This window comes from Streptomyces sp. NRRL F-5650 (assembly GCF_000721365.1).
GTDB classification, from domain to species: Bacteria; Actinomycetota; Actinomycetes; order Streptomycetales; family Streptomycetaceae; genus Streptomyces; species Streptomyces ardesiacus.
Window position 1 is genome coordinate 57,613 of record NZ_JOGV01000018.1, and the last position, 14,934, is coordinate 72,546.

The window sequence follows — 14,934 nt, forward strand, 5'->3', positions numbered from 1 at the left end:
TCACCCCGCTCCGGCGCCCGCCCCGCCGGCCGCGGTGCCCGCGGGCTCCGCCGGTCCGGGCTCGACGAAGCTGTACGGCGGCAGCGGGCCGTTGACGCGGACCTCGAGGTGCGGCATCTCGGCGCGGGCCCGCTCGACGGCGGCCAGGAAGGCGTCGGCCGCCTCCCGCTTCACCAGGAACGAGACGTTGGCCAGCCAGCCCGTGGACTCGGGACCCACGCTCACGGCGTCGGCGGCCGGCTCCAGGGCGCGCTCCAGCGTGCCGGCGTCCTCGGCCTCCTTGTCCTTGACCGCGGCCGCGACCATCTCGCCGAGCTGGATCTTCGTCTCGTACGTGCCGCCGCCGGCCTGCCGGTTGGACTCCGCCAGGGCGCGGATCTCGGGGTTCTGGGCCATCACGTGGTGCAGCACGGCCTCTTCGACATGGGTGGCCTTGATGTTGTACTCCACCCGGCCGTCCAGCGCCTTCAGGCGCTCCCCGTAGTGCCCGGCGCGCTCGGCGAGCACCCCGGTGACCGTCTCGTCGTCCGGGGCGACACTGCCGAAGCGCATCGGCAGCACACAGCCGTCCGCGCCGATCTCGCTGAGTACGTTCTGGTGGGCGAGCAGTTCCCTGCGCTTGGGACGCAGGTCCTCGGGCGCGTCGCTGACGACGGCCGCCAGGTCTCCCTCCTTGAGGATCCGCACCTCGCGCGGCGGGTCGCCGACTCCGCCCGTGCCCTCGGGAAGCGGGGGATGCGTGGCGGCGGTGATGCCGTAGACGTACGTACTCACTCCTGCTCCTCCTTCCGGCGCGAGCGCGCGGCCTTGCGGGCACGCGGACGCGACGAGGTCTCACGCTCGGAGCCGCCCTCGTCACGGGCCTGCTTGAACGCGTCGGAGATGGTCTCGGCGGCGCCGGACAGCGCCCCCTTGGACTTGCCCCGGGCGCCGGACTCGGTCATCTCGCCGACCAGGTCGGGCAGCCCCGGGTCCTTGCGCGGCCCGGCCTCCAGGTCGAGCCGGTTGCATGCCTCGGCGAAGCGCAGATAGGTGTCCACGCTCGCGACGACGACACGGACGTCGATCTTCAGGATCTCGATGCCGACCAGGGAGACACGCACGAACGCGTCGATGACGAGCCCCCTGTCCAGAACAAGCTCAAGCACGTCGTAGAGGCCGCTGCTGCCGCCTCCGCCGCCGGTCTGTTGTGCCGGTACGACAGTCATGCCGGTTGTTCCTCCATCGTGTCGGGTGTGGTGTGTTCGCGTGTACGGGGCGGGCGCGGTGCGCCGGTCTAGCGGCCGCCGCGGGCGTCGGACCGACCGCGCTCATAGCGCCGTACGCGCCGGTAGCCGGTGAGCTGTCCCTCGGCGTCCAGGTCCACCTGGTAGCTCGCCATCAGGCTCATGGTGTCGGGCACCCGCTCCAGCTCCAGGACCTCGACCTCCAGCGCCCAGCCCTCCTCCGTCTGCTCGAAGGACGACACGGACTCGGGCGTCATGCCGGTGAGCTCCGCAAGCTGGGCTCGCGCCTCGCGCAGAACCTCCATAGGCTTGGGACGATGAGACTTCTGTGATGTGTGCGACTCGTGCGAGTCCTGTGTCTCGCGTGAATTTCGGTGCGAATCTTGGGATTCGGGCGTCTTTTTGGTGTTCGTCATGGCCACCTCGTCACTCGGGTGGCCGTATGCGTGGGCGCCAAACCTCAGCCGCGCAGGGCGTTCAGGCGTCGCCGGGCGGGGCCCAGGGCCCGGGTGCGGCCGGTGAGCCCGCTCCAGGGCCGGGTGCGGGCCTGTTCCACGGCGTCGGCGACGGTCCAGCGGCGGGCGTGCAGCCCCGGGTCGTCCAGTTGGTCCCAGGTGATGGGCGTGGCCACGGGGGCGCCTGGCAGGGCGCGCACGGTGAAGGGGGCTACCGCGGTCTGGGCGTAGGCGTTGCGCTGGATGTCGAGGTAGAGCCGGTCGCCGCGGTCCTTCTTGCGGGCGGCGGTGGTGAGCCGGTCCGGGTGGGCGGCGGCCAGGACGTCGGCGACGGCCCGCGCGAACTCCCGCACGCCGTCGAAGTCCTGGCGGCCGTCCAGGGGGACGACGACGTGCAGCCCCCGGGACCCGGTGGTCATCGGCGCCGAGGGCAGCCTCAGCTCGTCGAGCAGCTCCCCGAGCAGCCGGGCCGCGGTCCGGACCGTCTCGAAGTCGTCCCCGGCCGGGTCGAGGTCGAAGACCATGCGGTCGGGCCGGTCGAGCCGCCCGGTCCGGGACAGCCAGCGGTGCAGGGTGAGCGCGGCCTGGTCGGCGAGGTGGACGAGGGTCGCGGAGTCGTCGCAGACGGTGTGGCAGACCGTGCCGCCCTCCTTGCCGACCTCGACCCGGCCGATCCACTCCGGGTAGTGCTCCGGGGTGTTCTTCTGCATGAACCGCGGTCCGTCGATCCCGTCCGGATGCCGCTCCAGCATCAGGGGGCGGCCCCGCAGGTGGGGCAGCATGAACGGGGCGACGGCACGGCAGTAGTCGACGAGATCGCCCTTGGTGTACGCCTCGGCGCCGCCGTCACCGGCCGGGAACAGCACCTTGTCCGGCCGGTGGATCTCCAGGGTGCGCCGGCCGGCCCGTACGGTCCTCGTCCCCGTCCCGCCGCCGCTGCCGCCGCTCGCCCTCACGGCACGATCGCCTGCTCCACGAGCATCCGTGCGGCCGCCTCGATGGCCTCGGCGTCGATCCCGGCGGCGTGCAGTTCCTCGGCCGGGGTCGCCGAGCCCGGCATCGTCGTGACCGCGAGCCGTACCAGCCGGGGCACGGGCCGTCCGTCCGTGAACGCGTCCAGGACGGCGTCGCCGAGGCCGCCCTCCCGCCGGTGGTCCTCCACCGTCACCAGGCAGCCGGTCTCCTCGGCGGCCGCCCGCAGCGTCGCCCGGTCGACGGGCTTGACCGAGTAGAGGTCGATCACCCGGACCGGGATGCCGTCCCGCCCGAGGGCGTCGGCCGCGGCGAGCGCCTCGTGCAGGGTCACCCCGGCCGCGACGACGGTGAGCCGGTCGGCGTCGGAGGAGCGCAGCACCTTGCTGCCGCCGACGGGGAACTCCTCGTCGGGGCCGTAGATCACCTTGCTCTCGCCGCGCGAGGTGCGCAGGTAGCGGATGCCCTCCAGGCCCGCCATCTCGGCGACCAGCCGTGCGGCCTGGTTGGCGTCGCACGGGTACAGCACGGTCGAGCCGTGGACGGCCCGCATCATCGCGAGGTCCTCCAGCCCCATCTGGCTGGGCCCGTCCTGGCCGATGGCGACGCCCGCGTGGGAGCCGACGAGGTTGATGCCGGAGCCGCTGATCGCGGCCATGCGCACGAAGTCGTGGGCGCGGGTCAGGAACGCGGCGAACGTGGTGGCGAACGGCACCCAGCCGCGCGCGGCCATCCCCACCGCGGCGGCGACCATCTGCTGCTCGGCGATGTAGCACTCGAAGTAGCGCTCGGGGTGTTCCTTGGCGAAGAACTCGGCCCGCGTGGAGTCGCCGACCTCCCCGTCCAGGGCGACGACGTCGCCGCGCGCGGTGCCGAGGGCGGCGAGCGCCTCGCCGAACGCGTTGCGGGTGGCGACCTCGTCCCCCGGGTCGTAGCGCGGCAGCTCGGTCTGCCCGGTGCCCGTCGAGTGCAGGGCCCGGGCGGCCTCGGGCGCGTGCACCCGCACCTCGATGTCGCGGGGTCCGCCGAGTTCGGCGACGGCCTCCTCGGCCTCCGGAAGCGGCTTGCCGTGCTGTCCCTCGCGGTCCTCGACCGCCGCGACGCCCTTCCCCTTGAGGGTGCGGGCGATGATCGCGGTGGGCTGTCCCCTGGTGGACAGGGCCTCGCCGTAGGCGCGGTCGACGGCGTCGACGTCGTGGCCGTCGACCTCGACCGTGTGCCATCCGAAGGCCCGGAAACGGCGCGCGTAGGCGTCGAGGTCGTGGCCGTGCCGGGTGGGACCGCGCTGGCCGAGGCGGTTGACGTCGACGATCACGGTGAGGTTGTCGAGGTGCTCGTGTCCGGCGTGCTCGGCGGCCTCCCACACCGAGCCCTCGGCCAGCTCGCTGTCGCCGCACAGCACCCACACGCGGTAGTCGGTGTGCTCCAGCCGCTTGCCGGACAGCGCGATGCCGACGCCCACGGGCAGCCCCTGGCCGAGCGAACCGGTGGCCGTCTCGACCCACGGCAGTCGCTGCGGCGTGGGGTGCCCCTCCAGGCGGCTGCCCTGCTTGCGGAAGGTGAGCAGTTCCCGGTCGTCGATGGCGCCGGCCGCCTTGAAGGCGGAGTAGAGCAGGGGCGAGGCGTGACCCTTGGAGAGGACGAAGCGGTCGTTGCCGGGGTGGTCGGGGCGCTCGAAGTCGTAGCGGAGGTGGTTGGCCAGCAGTACGGCCATCAGGTCCGCGGCGGACATCGACGAGGTCGGGTGTCCGGAGCCCGCGGCGGCGGACGCCCGTACGCTGTCGACGCGCAACTGCTGTCCGAGGTCGACGAGTTCACCGGTGTTCATGAGTCTCCTTCCGCGCCGCGGCCGTCGGTGCGCCTGACGGGGCCGGGGGCGATGTCGGGTCCGGGGGGCGGCTGGTGCGCCGGGGGTTCGGGACCGGGCTCGGCGGGCGGGCCCGCGGCGCGGCTCGGTCCGGACGAGGCGGTGGGCCGCTTGCCGCCGGTGCCCGCGCCGGCCCCGCGCGGGGTCTTCCCCGGCTTGGCGGAGCCGCCCCGGGCGGGACGCTGCGCTCCGGCGGCCTCCACGGCACGACGGGGCCTGCCGGACGCGCGGGGCGAACCGGACGGCCCCTTCTTGGCAGCCCCGCCGTGCGGCTGGTTCTTGGCGGGTTCACCGCCGGGCTGACGCTTCGCCGGTTCACCGCCGGGTTGATTCCTGGCCGGTTCACCGCCGGGCTGGTTCCTGGCGGGCTCGCCGCCGGGCTGCGCCTTGGCCGACTCGCCCCCGGGTTGATTCCTGGCCGGTTCACCGACCGGTCGGGCCTTCTCCGGATCACCGTCCGGTGAGGTCTTCTCCGGATCACCGTCCGGTGGGGCCTTCTCCAGGTCACCGTCCGGTGGGGCCGTCTCCAGGTCACCGTCCGGTCGGGCCTTCTCCAGGTCACCGTCCGGTGGGGCCTTCGGCTGTTCGCCGTCGGGGCGACCGCCGTGCCGGTTGGCGGCGGGCTGCTCGCCGGTGGAGGGGCTCCGGGCCGGCTCGCCGGTCCCTCCCGCGTCCTTCCCGGGCCGCCCCGGTACCCGCGCGACCTCGGGCGAGGACGACTCCAGCGGTACGGACCAGGACCGTACGAGGCCGAGCTGTACGGCCTGGCGGGGCAGCACCGCGTCGAGCAGCCAGTCGGCGGCGACCCGGACGCGGTTGCCCGGCATCGCGGCGAGGTGGTAGCCGCGGGTGACCGCGCCCGCGGCCGGGCCGGACATCGGCAGGCCCAGCGGGTTGGCGGCGGCCTTGGCACCACCGAGGTCCACGACGAACCCCAGGTCACGGTGGCGGTAGGCACGCCGCTGCCCCCTGCCGAGCGACGCGACGACGTTGTGGGCGCAGACCTTCCCGTGCCGCCAGGCGTGCTGCGCGGTCATCGGGGTGTACTGGCCCGGCTGGTCGAGGTCGGGCACGGCGGCGACGTCACCGCAGGCGAACACCTCGGGCCGCCCGGGCACCTGGAGGTGGGGGTCGACGAGCAGCCGGCCGCGTTCCATGGGCAGCCCCAGGGATTCCACCAGCGGGTCGGGCCGCACGCCCACGCACCACACCAGCGTGCGGGTGGCGACGGTCGTCCCGTCGGTGAGCACCACCCCGTCGTGCGTGGCCTCCTTCACGGAGGTCCCCATCCGCACGTCGACACCCCGCTGCCGCAGCACCCGCTCGGCGGTGCGGGAGAGCCGTTCGTCCATCTCCGGCATGACCCGGGGCGCCACGTCCAGCAGCATCCAGCGGGGCCGCATGCCGGTGCGCATCGGGTGCTTGCGGACCTGCGCGTCGGTGTACATCGCGCCGTGCGCGGCGACCTCGGTGCCGGTGTAGCCCGCGCCGACCACGACGAACGTGCACCGCGCGGCGCACTCGGCCCGGTCGTCAGTCGCCGCGGCCAGCTCGATCTGCCTGGTCACGTGGTCGCGCAGGTAGAGCGCCTCCGGCAGCCCGCGGAAGCCGTGGGCGTGCTCGGCGACGCCGGGGACGGGCAGCAGCTTGTTGACGCTGCCCGCGGCGAGCACCAGCCGGTCGTAGGGCAGGGTGCCCTCCTCCCCCTCCGGGCCGGTGTAGTGCACGGTGCGCCCGTCCAGGTCGATGCCGTCGGCCTCGCCGAGCACCAGCCGGACGTGCGGGAGCGTGCCCGACAGGGACACGCTGACCCGGCGCGGTTCCAGGATTCCGGCGGCGACCTGGGGCAGCAGGGGCAGGTAGAGGAAGTAGTCGGTCGGGTTGAGCACGGTGATGTCGGCCTGGTGCCGGGTGAGCCGGGACAGGGTGCGGGCCGTCCGGTACCCGGCGAAGCCGGCACCGACGATCACGATGCGGGGTCGGCTCACGGTTCGCCTCCGGGCTGTCGCGTACCTCGTGAGCCTTCCGCGTCCCCTGGGCCGGGGTGCCCAAACGTCCGCGGGGAGGGCGGCGGCCCCCGGGCGAGGAAGCCGCCGCGCCGCCGGTTTCCGGCCCCGCGCCCGGGTACCCGGCCCCGGACCCACCCTCTTCCTGTCCGGAGGCACCCTCATGCCCGAGTACGGCTATTTCCTCTCGTGCGAGCAGTACGGTCCCGCGGAGCTGATCGAGCAGGCGCGGATGGCCGAGCAGGCCGGATTCCAGGCGCTGTGGATCTCCGACCACTACCACCCCTGGAACGGCGAACAGGGCCAGAGCCCGTTCGTCTGGTCGGTGATCGGCGCCCTGTCCGACGCCGTGTCCCTGCCGGTCGAAACGGCGGTGACCTGCCCGACCGTGCGCATCCACCCGGCGGTGGTGGCCCAGGCCGCCGCGACCAGCGCGGTGATGACGGACGGCCGGTTCCGGCTGGGCGTGGGCACCGGCGAGGCGCTGAACGAGCACATCTTCGGCGACGCCTGGCCCGCCGCGCACGTCCGCCTGGAGATGCTGGAGGAGGCCATCCTGATCATGCGCCGGCTGTTCAGCGGCGAGGAGGTCAACCACCACGGCACCCACTACACGGTGGAGAACGCCCGCCTGTACACGGTGCCGGACGAGCCGGTGCCGATCGACATCTCGGGGTTCGGCCCGGCGGCGACGAAGCTGGCGGCCCGGGTCGGCGACGGCTACATCACGATGATGCCGGACGCCGCGATGGTGGAGCAGTACCGCAAGGGCGGGGGTGGCGGGAAACTGGTCAGCGGGGGCACCAAGGTCTGCTACGACACCGACAAGGACGCCGCCGTACGCACGGTGCACCGCCTGTGGGCCAACGAGCAGTTGCCCGGCGAACTGGGCCAGGTGCTGCCCTCGCCCAAGCACTTCGAGCAGGCCCAGACGCTGGTGACCGAGGACATGGTCCGCGACAACCGCGTGTGCGGCGCCGACGTGGACGAACACGTCGCGGAACTGCGGAAGTTCGCCGACGCCGGCTTCGACCGCGTCTACGTCAACCAGATCGGCCCGGACCTGCGCGGCTTCTTCGACCTCTACCGCACCAAGGTACTGCCGCAGCTCCAGCAGGCCGCCTGAGGCACACGCCCGCCGGACGGCACAGGGGTGCGCCCCGCACGGACCGACTGTCCGTGCGGGGCGCACCCCTGTCCGTGGCCGGTCAGCCGCGTCCGTGCCGCGCCTCGGGGTCGATGTCGTCCTGGCGCGGGGCGGCCGGGCCGGTGCCGCCCGGAGCGGGCGTGCCCGCGCCCGGGGCACCGGTCGCGCCGCCCGCGCCGCCGGGCGCCACGGGCGGCACCGGCGGGTACGGCATGCCGAGTCCGCCGGGCGGTGCGGCGGGCGCACCGCCGCCGGCCACGTGCCCCGGGCCGGTGCCGTGGGCGGAGCCCGGCCCGGAGGTGTGCGGCCGGGCCGCACCGCGCAGCAACTGGGCCACGACGCCCAGGAGGACGGCCGTGATCAGTGCGGCGGCCCAGCCGGGCAGGACGAGGGCGAGGGCCAGTCCCACGGCGAGGGCGACGGCGGCGCCCGCGTACAGGGCGGCGGTGTCGGACGCGGCGTACAGCGCGGCCCTGCGGCGCTGTCTGCGGGTCTGTTCGCGCAGTTCGTCGCGCACGGTCTCGCGTGCCACCTGCGCCAGTTCGTCGACCAGTTGCCTGTCCAGGTGTTCCAAGTGATCTATGCGGTCCATGCGGTGCGGGTACCCGCGGCTCCGGCTTCCATGGCCGGACGGGAGGTGCGCGGCGGGCGGTCCCAACTAGGCTCCTCCGTATGGACATTCTGGGAGCCACACTGCGCATCTACGTCGACGACCTGGACAAGGCGATCCCCTTCTACGAGGGACTGGCCGGCGGCGAGGCCCTCCGTTTCGAACGCGGTGGCGTCGAAGTCGCCGCCGTCGGCTGCTTCCTGCTGATGAGCGGGCCCGAGTCCCAGCTCGAGGTGCTGCGCAAGGTGGCCGCGACCATCGCCGTGACGGACGTCGAGGAGACGCACCGGGTCCTCGGCTCACTGGGCGCGGACATCATCGCCGGCCCGGTCGCCACGCCCGCGGGCCGCAACCTGATCGCCCGGCACCCGGACGGGACGATCTACGAGTACGTGGACCGGCGGCAGCAGTAGGCGGGTCCGGGCGGGTCCGGGGACGGCGGAACGGACGTCGTGGCTCACGGATAACCGCTGGGCGCGGCGCCGCGGCGGGCTTAGGGTCGGGCGGTCGGCCCGCGCATGGAGGCGACGGCCGAGACGACGGAGGAGAGCGGCACGTGAGTGAGCAGTCCGTGGCTGAGCAGCACACCTACCGGGTGATCGTCCGGGGCACCTGGGACGGTCTGGCCGAGGAGGCCCGTGCCCGGTTGCTGGCCGAGGCGGGCGAGCACGGGATGGCGAGCATGCGGTTCACCGAGGAGGGATCGCTGTCCTACGAGCCCGCGCCGCTCAAGCACTTCTCCATGCGTTACGTGGTGGTGTCGGACGCGGCGGACGGCGAGGAGATGGCGGGCGCGATCGCGGAGGACCGGGCGGAGGTCGCGCTGCGCGGCCTCGGCTACGGGTTCCGCGATCTGCGGTCCACGGTGACGGACCTGGACACGATGAAGGTCAACCGGAAGTCACGGACTCGGCGGTGATGGCCCAGCGCTGGTGGTCCCGCCAGTCGCCGTCGATGTAGAGCATCCGCGGCGAGAAGCCCTCCAGGCGAAACCCGCAGGCGCGGGCCAGCGCGATCGAGGCGGCGTTGCCCGGCTGGACGTTGATCTCCAGTCGGTGCAGCCGCATCGGCCCGAAGGCGTACCGCACCACGAGGTCCAGCCCTTCGCGCATCAGCCCGCGGCCCGCCGCGTGCGCGAAGGCGCCGTAGCCGAGCGCACCGCTGAGGAACCCGCCCTCGACGATGTTGTTGATGTTCACGAACCCGGCGATGGAGCCGCCGGGCGTGCTCCCGGAGGCCGGGTCCGGGTCCTTCTCGCACACCAGGAACCCCGCCTTGGTGCGGTCCTCGATCAACCGGCCCGCGTAGGCCTCGTACGCCTGGACGCTGTCCGGCGGGAAGAGCCAGGGGTGGTGCAGGTCCTTGCTCTCCCGGGCCCGGGCGGTGAACTCGGCGGCGTCGTCGTGGGTGAAGTGCCGGATGCCCACGCGCGGGCCCTCGGCGAGGTGGCGGGGCGGGATGTGCGGCATGCGGGTCAGCCTACGTCGGTCAGCGCAGCGCGGGACGGTCGAGGGTCAAAGTACCCGTGTCCGCGTCGAATTGCGCCGGTATGCCGAACGGGACGGTCAGCGCGCCCTCGCAGTGCCCGAACCCGGCGTGCTCGGCGACCGGCACGCCGAGGCCGCCGAGCCGGTCGGCCAGCAGGGGCCGCAGCCGTTCGTAGGGGCCGCACTCCTCCCAGGAGCCGAGCAGCACCCCGGCGACCCCGTCGAGCCACCCGGCGCGCAGCAACTGCGTGAGGCAGCGGTCGACGCGGTACGCCTCCTCCCCCACGTCCTCCAGGCACAGCAGCCCGCCGCGCGCCGAGGGACGGGCGTGCGGGGTGCCGAGTTCGGCGGCGAGCAGGGTCAGGCAGCCGCCCAGGGTGACGCCCCGGGCCCGGCCGGGCACCAGCGGCGTGCCGCCGGAGGCGATCTCGCGGACCGTCTCCGGGGCGAACAGGGTGGCCTTCAGGTGCTCCTGCGCCCGCGTGTTCTTGACGAAGTCGGCCCCGGCCGCCATCGGCCCGTGGAGGGTGGCCAGGCCGAGGCGGGTGGCGAACGCCTCGTGCAGCGCGGTGATGTCGCTGAAGCCGACGAACACCTTGGGTCCGGCCGCGCGCATCGCCTCCCAGTCGAGCAGGTCGGCCATGCGCTGGGCGCCGTAGCCGCCGCGGGCGCACAGCACCGCGTCCACGGACGGGTCGCACCAGGCGGCCTGGAGGTCGGCGGCCCGGTGGGCGTCGGTGCCCGCGAGGTAGTCGAAGGTGCCGTGCCGGTCCAGCACGTGCGGCGCCAGGACCGGGTCGAGGTCCCAGCCGCGGAGCACGTCCAGGCCCGCCTGGACCCGCTCCTCGGGCACCGGCCCGCTGGGCGCGACGACGGCCACCCGGGCACCGGCGGCGAGCCGGGCCGGCCGGGCCAGCTCCCGCACCCGGCTCACCGGTTCAGCTCCAGGGCGGGGACACCGGGCGGGGTGAGCCCGAAGACCTGTGCGTACAGCGAGAGTTCGGCCTCCAGTGCGCGCACCATGGTCTCCGCCCGGCGGAATCCGTGCCCCTCGCCCTCGAAGGTGAGGTAGGCGTGCGGCACCCCGCGGCCCGCCATGCGGTCCAGGAACCGCTCGCACTGAACGGGCGGGCAGATCACGTCGTCCAGGCCCTGGAGCAGCAGGAACGGGGCGGTGACGTGCTCGGCGTGCTCGGCGGGCGACCGTTCGGTGTAGCGGCCGGGGACCTCGGCGTACGGGCCGATCAGGCTCTCCAGGTACTGCGACTCGAAGTCGTGGGTCTCCCCGGTGCCCCAGCCGGTCAGGTCGAGGATCGGGTAGAGGATCGTGCCGCAGGCGTAGACGTCGGTGGTGGCCAGCGACGCGGCGGAGGTCCAGCCGCCCGCGCTGCCGCCGCGCACGGCGAGCCGCTCCGGGTCGGCGGTGCCTTCCCGGGCGAGGGCCAGGGCGACGGCCGCGCAGTCCTCGACGTCGACGACGCCCCACTGCCCGCGCAGCCGGTTGCGGTACTCCCGTCCGTACCCGGTCGAGCCCCCGTAGTTGACCTCGGCGACGCCGATGCCGCGGGAGGTGAAGTAGGCGATCTCCAGGTCCAGGACGAGCGGGGAGCGGCTGGTGGGGCCGCCGTGCGCCCAGATGACGTACGGCGGCCGTTCGCCGTCCGGGGCCCGGCAGACGGGGTTGTGCGGCGGGTAGAGGTGGGTGTGGATCTCGCGTCCGCCCGGACCCGGGAAGGTGCGGATCTGCGGCTTCGGGTAGTACGCCGGGTCGGTGGCGTCCTCGTGCGGGGCGCCGATCACGCGAGCGCGGCCGGTGCGGGTGTCCAGCTCGACGACCTCGTAGCCGCTGTGCGCGCCGGCACCGACGCCCGCGACCCGCTCGCCGTGCACGGCGAGGGCCGGCGCGAACTCGGTCCAGGGGCCCGCCGCGTCGACGACCTCGCCGGTCTCGGGGTCGAGTATGCCGAGGGCGGCGGCGCCACGGCCGTGCAGGACGGCGATCAGGCCGCTGTCCAGGGGCGCGAACCAGCGCTGTCCGAGCTTCCACAGCGGACCGCCGAACTCCTCCTCGCGGGCGCACAGGGGCTGCCCGTCGCGGTAGAGGTTCCACCAGCCGGTGCGGTCGGAGGAGTACAGCAGGGTGCCGTCCGGTGCCCAGTCGGCCTGGGCGATCGACTCCTCGGGCCCGCCCGCGACGGTCCGGGGGTCCCGGAACACGCCCTCGGGGCCGACCTCGGCGACGATCAGCTCGGTGCCGTCCCAGGGCATGCGGGGGTGGTCCCAGGCGAGCCAGGCGGCGCGGCTCCCGTCGGGGGAGAGACGGGGCCCGGTGACGAAGCGCTGCCGTTCGGGGGCGAGTTCACGCACCGCGCCCCGGTCGTCGGCCGCCGAGCCGTCCAGCGGCACCGCCACGGGCACGCGGCGCACGTCGGTGGGGCCCTCGCCGGTGAACTCCTCCAGGACGCACCAGACTTCGCCGCGTCCGGGGCGCGGGTCGGGTTCGATCCAGCGCAGTCCGCCGCCCACCGTGGACAGCGGAGTCAGCGGGCGCGGTGCGCCGCCGCCCGGGGTGAAGGCGTACAGCCGCTGGTCGGAGAAGTTCACGAAGACCACGAGCGGGCCGGTGTCGGTGGTGGCCGCGCCCCAGGGCCGGCCGCCGTACTCGATGACGCGGCTGCGTACGTTCCACGGCGCGGGCAGCAGCGACTCCTCGGTGCCGTCGGTGTGCCGCCGCACCAGGGTGCGCCGCCCGCCCTCGGCGGGCCGGGGCGCGGTCCACCACACCTCGTCCGCGACGAAGCCGACGTCGTCGGGCCGTCCGTCGTGCGCGGCGGCGAGGGCCGCGTCGACGGGCGAGGGCCACGATCCGTACGAAAGAGTCCGCACTGACTCCTCCAGTTCCACTTCTCCTCCAGCTCCTTGTCGCGGGGGCGGCTCCGGGTCCCGCCGGACGCGGGGTTCCGGCCGCCGGTTCCGGGTCCCTAGGCCGTACGCAGGAATCGGTCCAGGACGCGGACCCCGAAGTGCAGCGCCTCGACGGGGACCCGTTCGTCCACGCCGTGGAAGAGGGCCTGGTAGTCGAAGCCCTCGGGCAGCTTCAGCGGGGCGAAGCCGTAGCCCGTGATGCCGAGTCGCGAGAACTGCTTGGCGTCCGTGCCCCCGGACATGCAGTACGGCACGACGTGCCCCTCGGGCGCGAACTCCCGGACCGCCGCGCTCATCCGGGCGTAGGTCGGCGAGTCGACCGGTGCCTGGAGGGCCACCTCGTGGTGGGCGAACTCCCACTCCACATCCGGTCCGGTGAGCCGGTCGAGGGTGCTGCGGAGCTCGTCCTCGCCGCCGTGCAGGAACCGTCCGTCGACATGGGCGACGGCCTCTCCCGGGATGACATTGACCTTGTAACCGGCGTCCAGCATGGTCGGGTTGGCGCTGTTGCGGACGGTGGACTCGACCAGTTGTCCGGCCGGGCCGAGCTTGTCGAGCAGCGCGTCGACGTCGCTCAGGTCGGCCTCGATGCCGTAGACGGCGGCGATCTCGGTCAGGGCGGCGCGCACGGTCGGCGTCAGGCGCAGCGGCCACTCGTGGCCGCCGATACGGGTGATCGCGGCGGCGAGCCGGGTGACCGCGTTCTCCCGGTTCACCTTGGATCCGTGCCCGGCGCGTCCGCGTGCGGTGAGCTTGAGCCAGCCCGTGCCGCGCTCGCCGGCGGCGATGGGGTAGAACTGCCGCCCGGCCCCGTCGTGGAAGGTGAACGCGCCGGACTCGCTGACGCCCTCGGTGCAGCCCTCGAAGAGCGCCGCGTGCCGGTCGGCGAGGAAGCCGGAGCCGTCCTCGGCGCTGGCCTCCTCGTCCGCGGTGAACGCGATCACCACGTCCCGCCGGGGCCGCACCCCCTGCCGGGCCCAGTCGCGGACGACCGCGAGGATCATCGCGTCCATGTTCTTCATGTCGACCGCGCCGCGCCCCCACACGACCCCGTCGCGGATCTCCCCGGAGAAGGGGTGCACGCTCCAGTCGGCGGCCTCGGCGGGGACCACGTCCAGGTGACCGTGGACCAGCAGCGCGTCGGCCGACGGATCGGTGCCCTCGATGCGGGCCACGACGTTGGTGCGGCCCTCGGTCCGCTCCAGCAGCGTCGGCTCGATCCCGGCCTCGGCGAGCCGCGCGGCGGCGTACTCGGCGGCCGGCCGCTCCCGGCAGTCGCCGCCGCCCCGGTTGGTGGTGTCGATCCGGATCAGCTCGGAGGTGAACCGGACGACCTCGTCCAGTGCCTGCCCGCCGGTCCGGGCTGCGGTGCCCGTGTGCTCAGCCATACTGCTCCTCCACCGCGGCCGAGACGATCGTGGTGACCGCCTTGAACGTCCGGATCGCCTCGAACATCGTGTCGTGGGTGTACGCCACCTTGCGCTCCCCGACCTGCGCCACCCCGGGCACGACGGTCGAGGCCGCGGCGAGGTGCTCGGCGTCGAACTCCAGGGCCAGGGTGAAGGGCCCGTCGCTCACCGGCTCGTGCCGCACCGCGAGCGCCGTCGCGTCCTTGGCGGCGGCCCGGATGTCGGCGGCGGTCCTGGCCGGCGTGCGGCACACGGCCGCGTACCGCGACACGTGGTCCTTGACGGCGACCTTCCGCGCCTCCGGCGCGTATCCGAGGGCGTCCTCGCAGGCCACGTCGTCCCCGGTGACCAGCACCACCGGCACCCCGTACTCGGCGACCACGTGTGCGTTGAGCAGACCCTCGCTGGCGCGTACGTCGTTCAGCCAGACGCCGGTGAGCTGGTTGGCGAGGTAGGTGTGGGCGAGGACGCCCTCCATGCCGGCACCCGCGTGGTATCCGACGAACGCGATGCCGTCCACGTCCCCGTGCTGGACGCCCTCCACCATGGACAGCGCCTTGTGCCGGCCGGTGAGCATCTCGGTCCGCTCGTCGAGCCGCTCCAGCAGCAGGTTGCGCATGCTCCAGTGCGCCTCGTTGACCAGGACGTCGTCGGCGCCGCCGTCGAAGAATCCCAGCACGGCCGCGTTCACGTCCGAGGTGAACATCGACCGGCACCGCTCCCACTGCGGGGTCCCCGGCAGCACGTCGGCCGGCCAGGTGACACCGGTGGCGCCTTCCATGTCGGCACTGATGAGGATCTTCATGTGGCGTCACGTTACGCGGTCCCGC

15 protein-coding genes are annotated in these 14,934 nt (G+C 73.8%); 3 read left to right on the forward strand and 12 right to left on the reverse strand.

Features of this window, described 5'->3' with window-relative positions; genetic code table 11:
• From IG88_RS0118525 to IG88_RS0118550, 6 genes are all read right to left on the reverse strand, one after another.
• Positions 1-774 (reverse strand): GvpL/GvpF family gas vesicle protein, encoded by a 774-nt coding sequence (locus tag IG88_RS0118525; RefSeq protein ID WP_031042055.1) that lies wholly within the window; start codon positions 772-774, stop codon positions 1-3.
• Positions 771-1,208 carry a gas vesicle structural protein GvpA gene (locus IG88_RS0118530; protein WP_031042058.1) on the reverse strand — a complete coding sequence of 146 codons (438 nt, stop codon included), beginning with the start codon at positions 1,206-1,208 and terminating at the stop codon, positions 771-773. Before IG88_RS0118530 ends, IG88_RS0118525 begins: the two co-directional genes overlap by 4 nt.
• Before the next feature lie 68 nt (positions 1,209-1,276).
• A complete protein-coding gene (locus tag IG88_RS0118535) occupies positions 1,277-1,642 on the reverse strand; it encodes a gas vesicle protein (protein ID WP_078861533.1) in 366 nt (121 codons plus the stop codon).
• A 44-nt stretch (positions 1,643-1,686) separates the two neighbouring features.
• Positions 1,687-2,637 (reverse strand): non-homologous end-joining DNA ligase, encoded by a 951-nt coding sequence (gene ligD / locus IG88_RS0118540; protein ID WP_031042065.1) that lies wholly within the window; start codon positions 2,635-2,637, stop codon positions 1,687-1,689.
• Positions 2,634-4,481, reverse strand: a complete 1,848-nt coding sequence (locus tag IG88_RS0118545; RefSeq protein ID WP_031042068.1) for a transketolase — start codon at positions 4,479-4,481, stop codon at positions 2,634-2,636. The genes ligD and IG88_RS0118545 overlap by 4 nt, the downstream gene beginning before the upstream one ends.
• Positions 4,478-6,508: an FAD-dependent oxidoreductase gene (locus IG88_RS0118550; RefSeq protein WP_031042069.1), complete on the reverse strand. Its 2,031-nt coding sequence runs from the start codon at positions 6,506-6,508 to the stop codon at positions 4,478-4,480. Before IG88_RS0118550 ends, IG88_RS0118545 begins: the two co-directional genes overlap by 4 nt.
• 181 nt (positions 6,509-6,689) lie before the next feature.
• On the opposite strand from IG88_RS0118550, the gene IG88_RS0118555 reads away from it, so the two are divergent.
• The gene (locus IG88_RS0118555) at positions 6,690-7,652 is read left to right on the forward strand and encodes an LLM class F420-dependent oxidoreductase (protein ID WP_031042074.1); all 963 of its coding nucleotides are present in this window, start codon (positions 6,690-6,692) and stop codon (positions 7,650-7,652) included.
• 82 nt (positions 7,653-7,734) lie between these two features.
• Here the strand turns inward: IG88_RS0118555 and IG88_RS0118560 are convergent, their stop codons facing one another.
• A complete protein-coding gene (locus tag IG88_RS0118560; protein WP_031042075.1) occupies positions 7,735-8,265 on the reverse strand; it encodes a phage holin family protein in 531 nt (176 codons plus the stop codon).
• An 80-nt stretch (positions 8,266-8,345) separates the two neighbouring features.
• On the opposite strand from IG88_RS0118560, the gene IG88_RS0118565 reads away from it, so the two are divergent.
• Positions 8,346-8,696 (forward strand): VOC family protein, encoded by a 351-nt coding sequence (locus tag IG88_RS0118565; RefSeq protein WP_031042077.1) that lies wholly within the window; start codon positions 8,346-8,348, stop codon positions 8,694-8,696.
• A 158-nt stretch (positions 8,697-8,854) separates the two neighbouring features.
• Positions 8,855-9,202, forward strand: a complete 348-nt coding sequence (locus IG88_RS0118570) for a DUF6204 family protein (protein WP_031042078.1) — start codon at positions 8,855-8,857, stop codon at positions 9,200-9,202.
• Here IG88_RS0118570 and IG88_RS0118575 read toward each other — a convergent pair.
• From IG88_RS0118575 to IG88_RS0118595, 5 genes are all read right to left on the reverse strand, one after another.
• Entirely contained in the window at positions 9,174-9,752 is a 579-nt protein-coding gene (locus IG88_RS0118575; RefSeq protein ID WP_031042081.1) for a GNAT family N-acetyltransferase, read from the reverse strand. The genes IG88_RS0118570 and IG88_RS0118575 overlap by 29 nt on opposite strands.
• Before the next feature lie 19 nt (positions 9,753-9,771).
• The gene (locus IG88_RS0118580; protein ID WP_031042084.1) at positions 9,772-10,695 is read right to left on the reverse strand and encodes a S66 peptidase family protein; all 924 of its coding nucleotides are present in this window, start codon (positions 10,693-10,695) and stop codon (positions 9,772-9,774) included.
• 5 nt (positions 10,696-10,700) lie between these two features.
• Positions 10,701-12,656 carry a S9 family peptidase gene (locus IG88_RS0118585; protein ID WP_234332192.1) on the reverse strand — a complete coding sequence of 652 codons (1,956 nt, stop codon included), beginning with the start codon at positions 12,654-12,656 and terminating at the stop codon, positions 10,701-10,703.
• A gap of 95 nt (positions 12,657-12,751) precedes the next feature.
• Complete coding sequence (locus IG88_RS0118590; RefSeq protein WP_031042091.1) at positions 12,752-14,083, reverse strand: M20/M25/M40 family metallo-hydrolase; 1,332 nt, start codon at positions 14,081-14,083, stop codon at positions 12,752-12,754.
• Complete coding sequence (locus IG88_RS0118595) at positions 14,076-14,909, reverse strand: M55 family metallopeptidase (RefSeq protein WP_031042095.1); 834 nt, start codon at positions 14,907-14,909, stop codon at positions 14,076-14,078. The genes IG88_RS0118590 and IG88_RS0118595 overlap by 8 nt, the downstream gene beginning before the upstream one ends.
• Between the last annotated feature and the right edge of the window lie 25 nt (positions 14,910-14,934).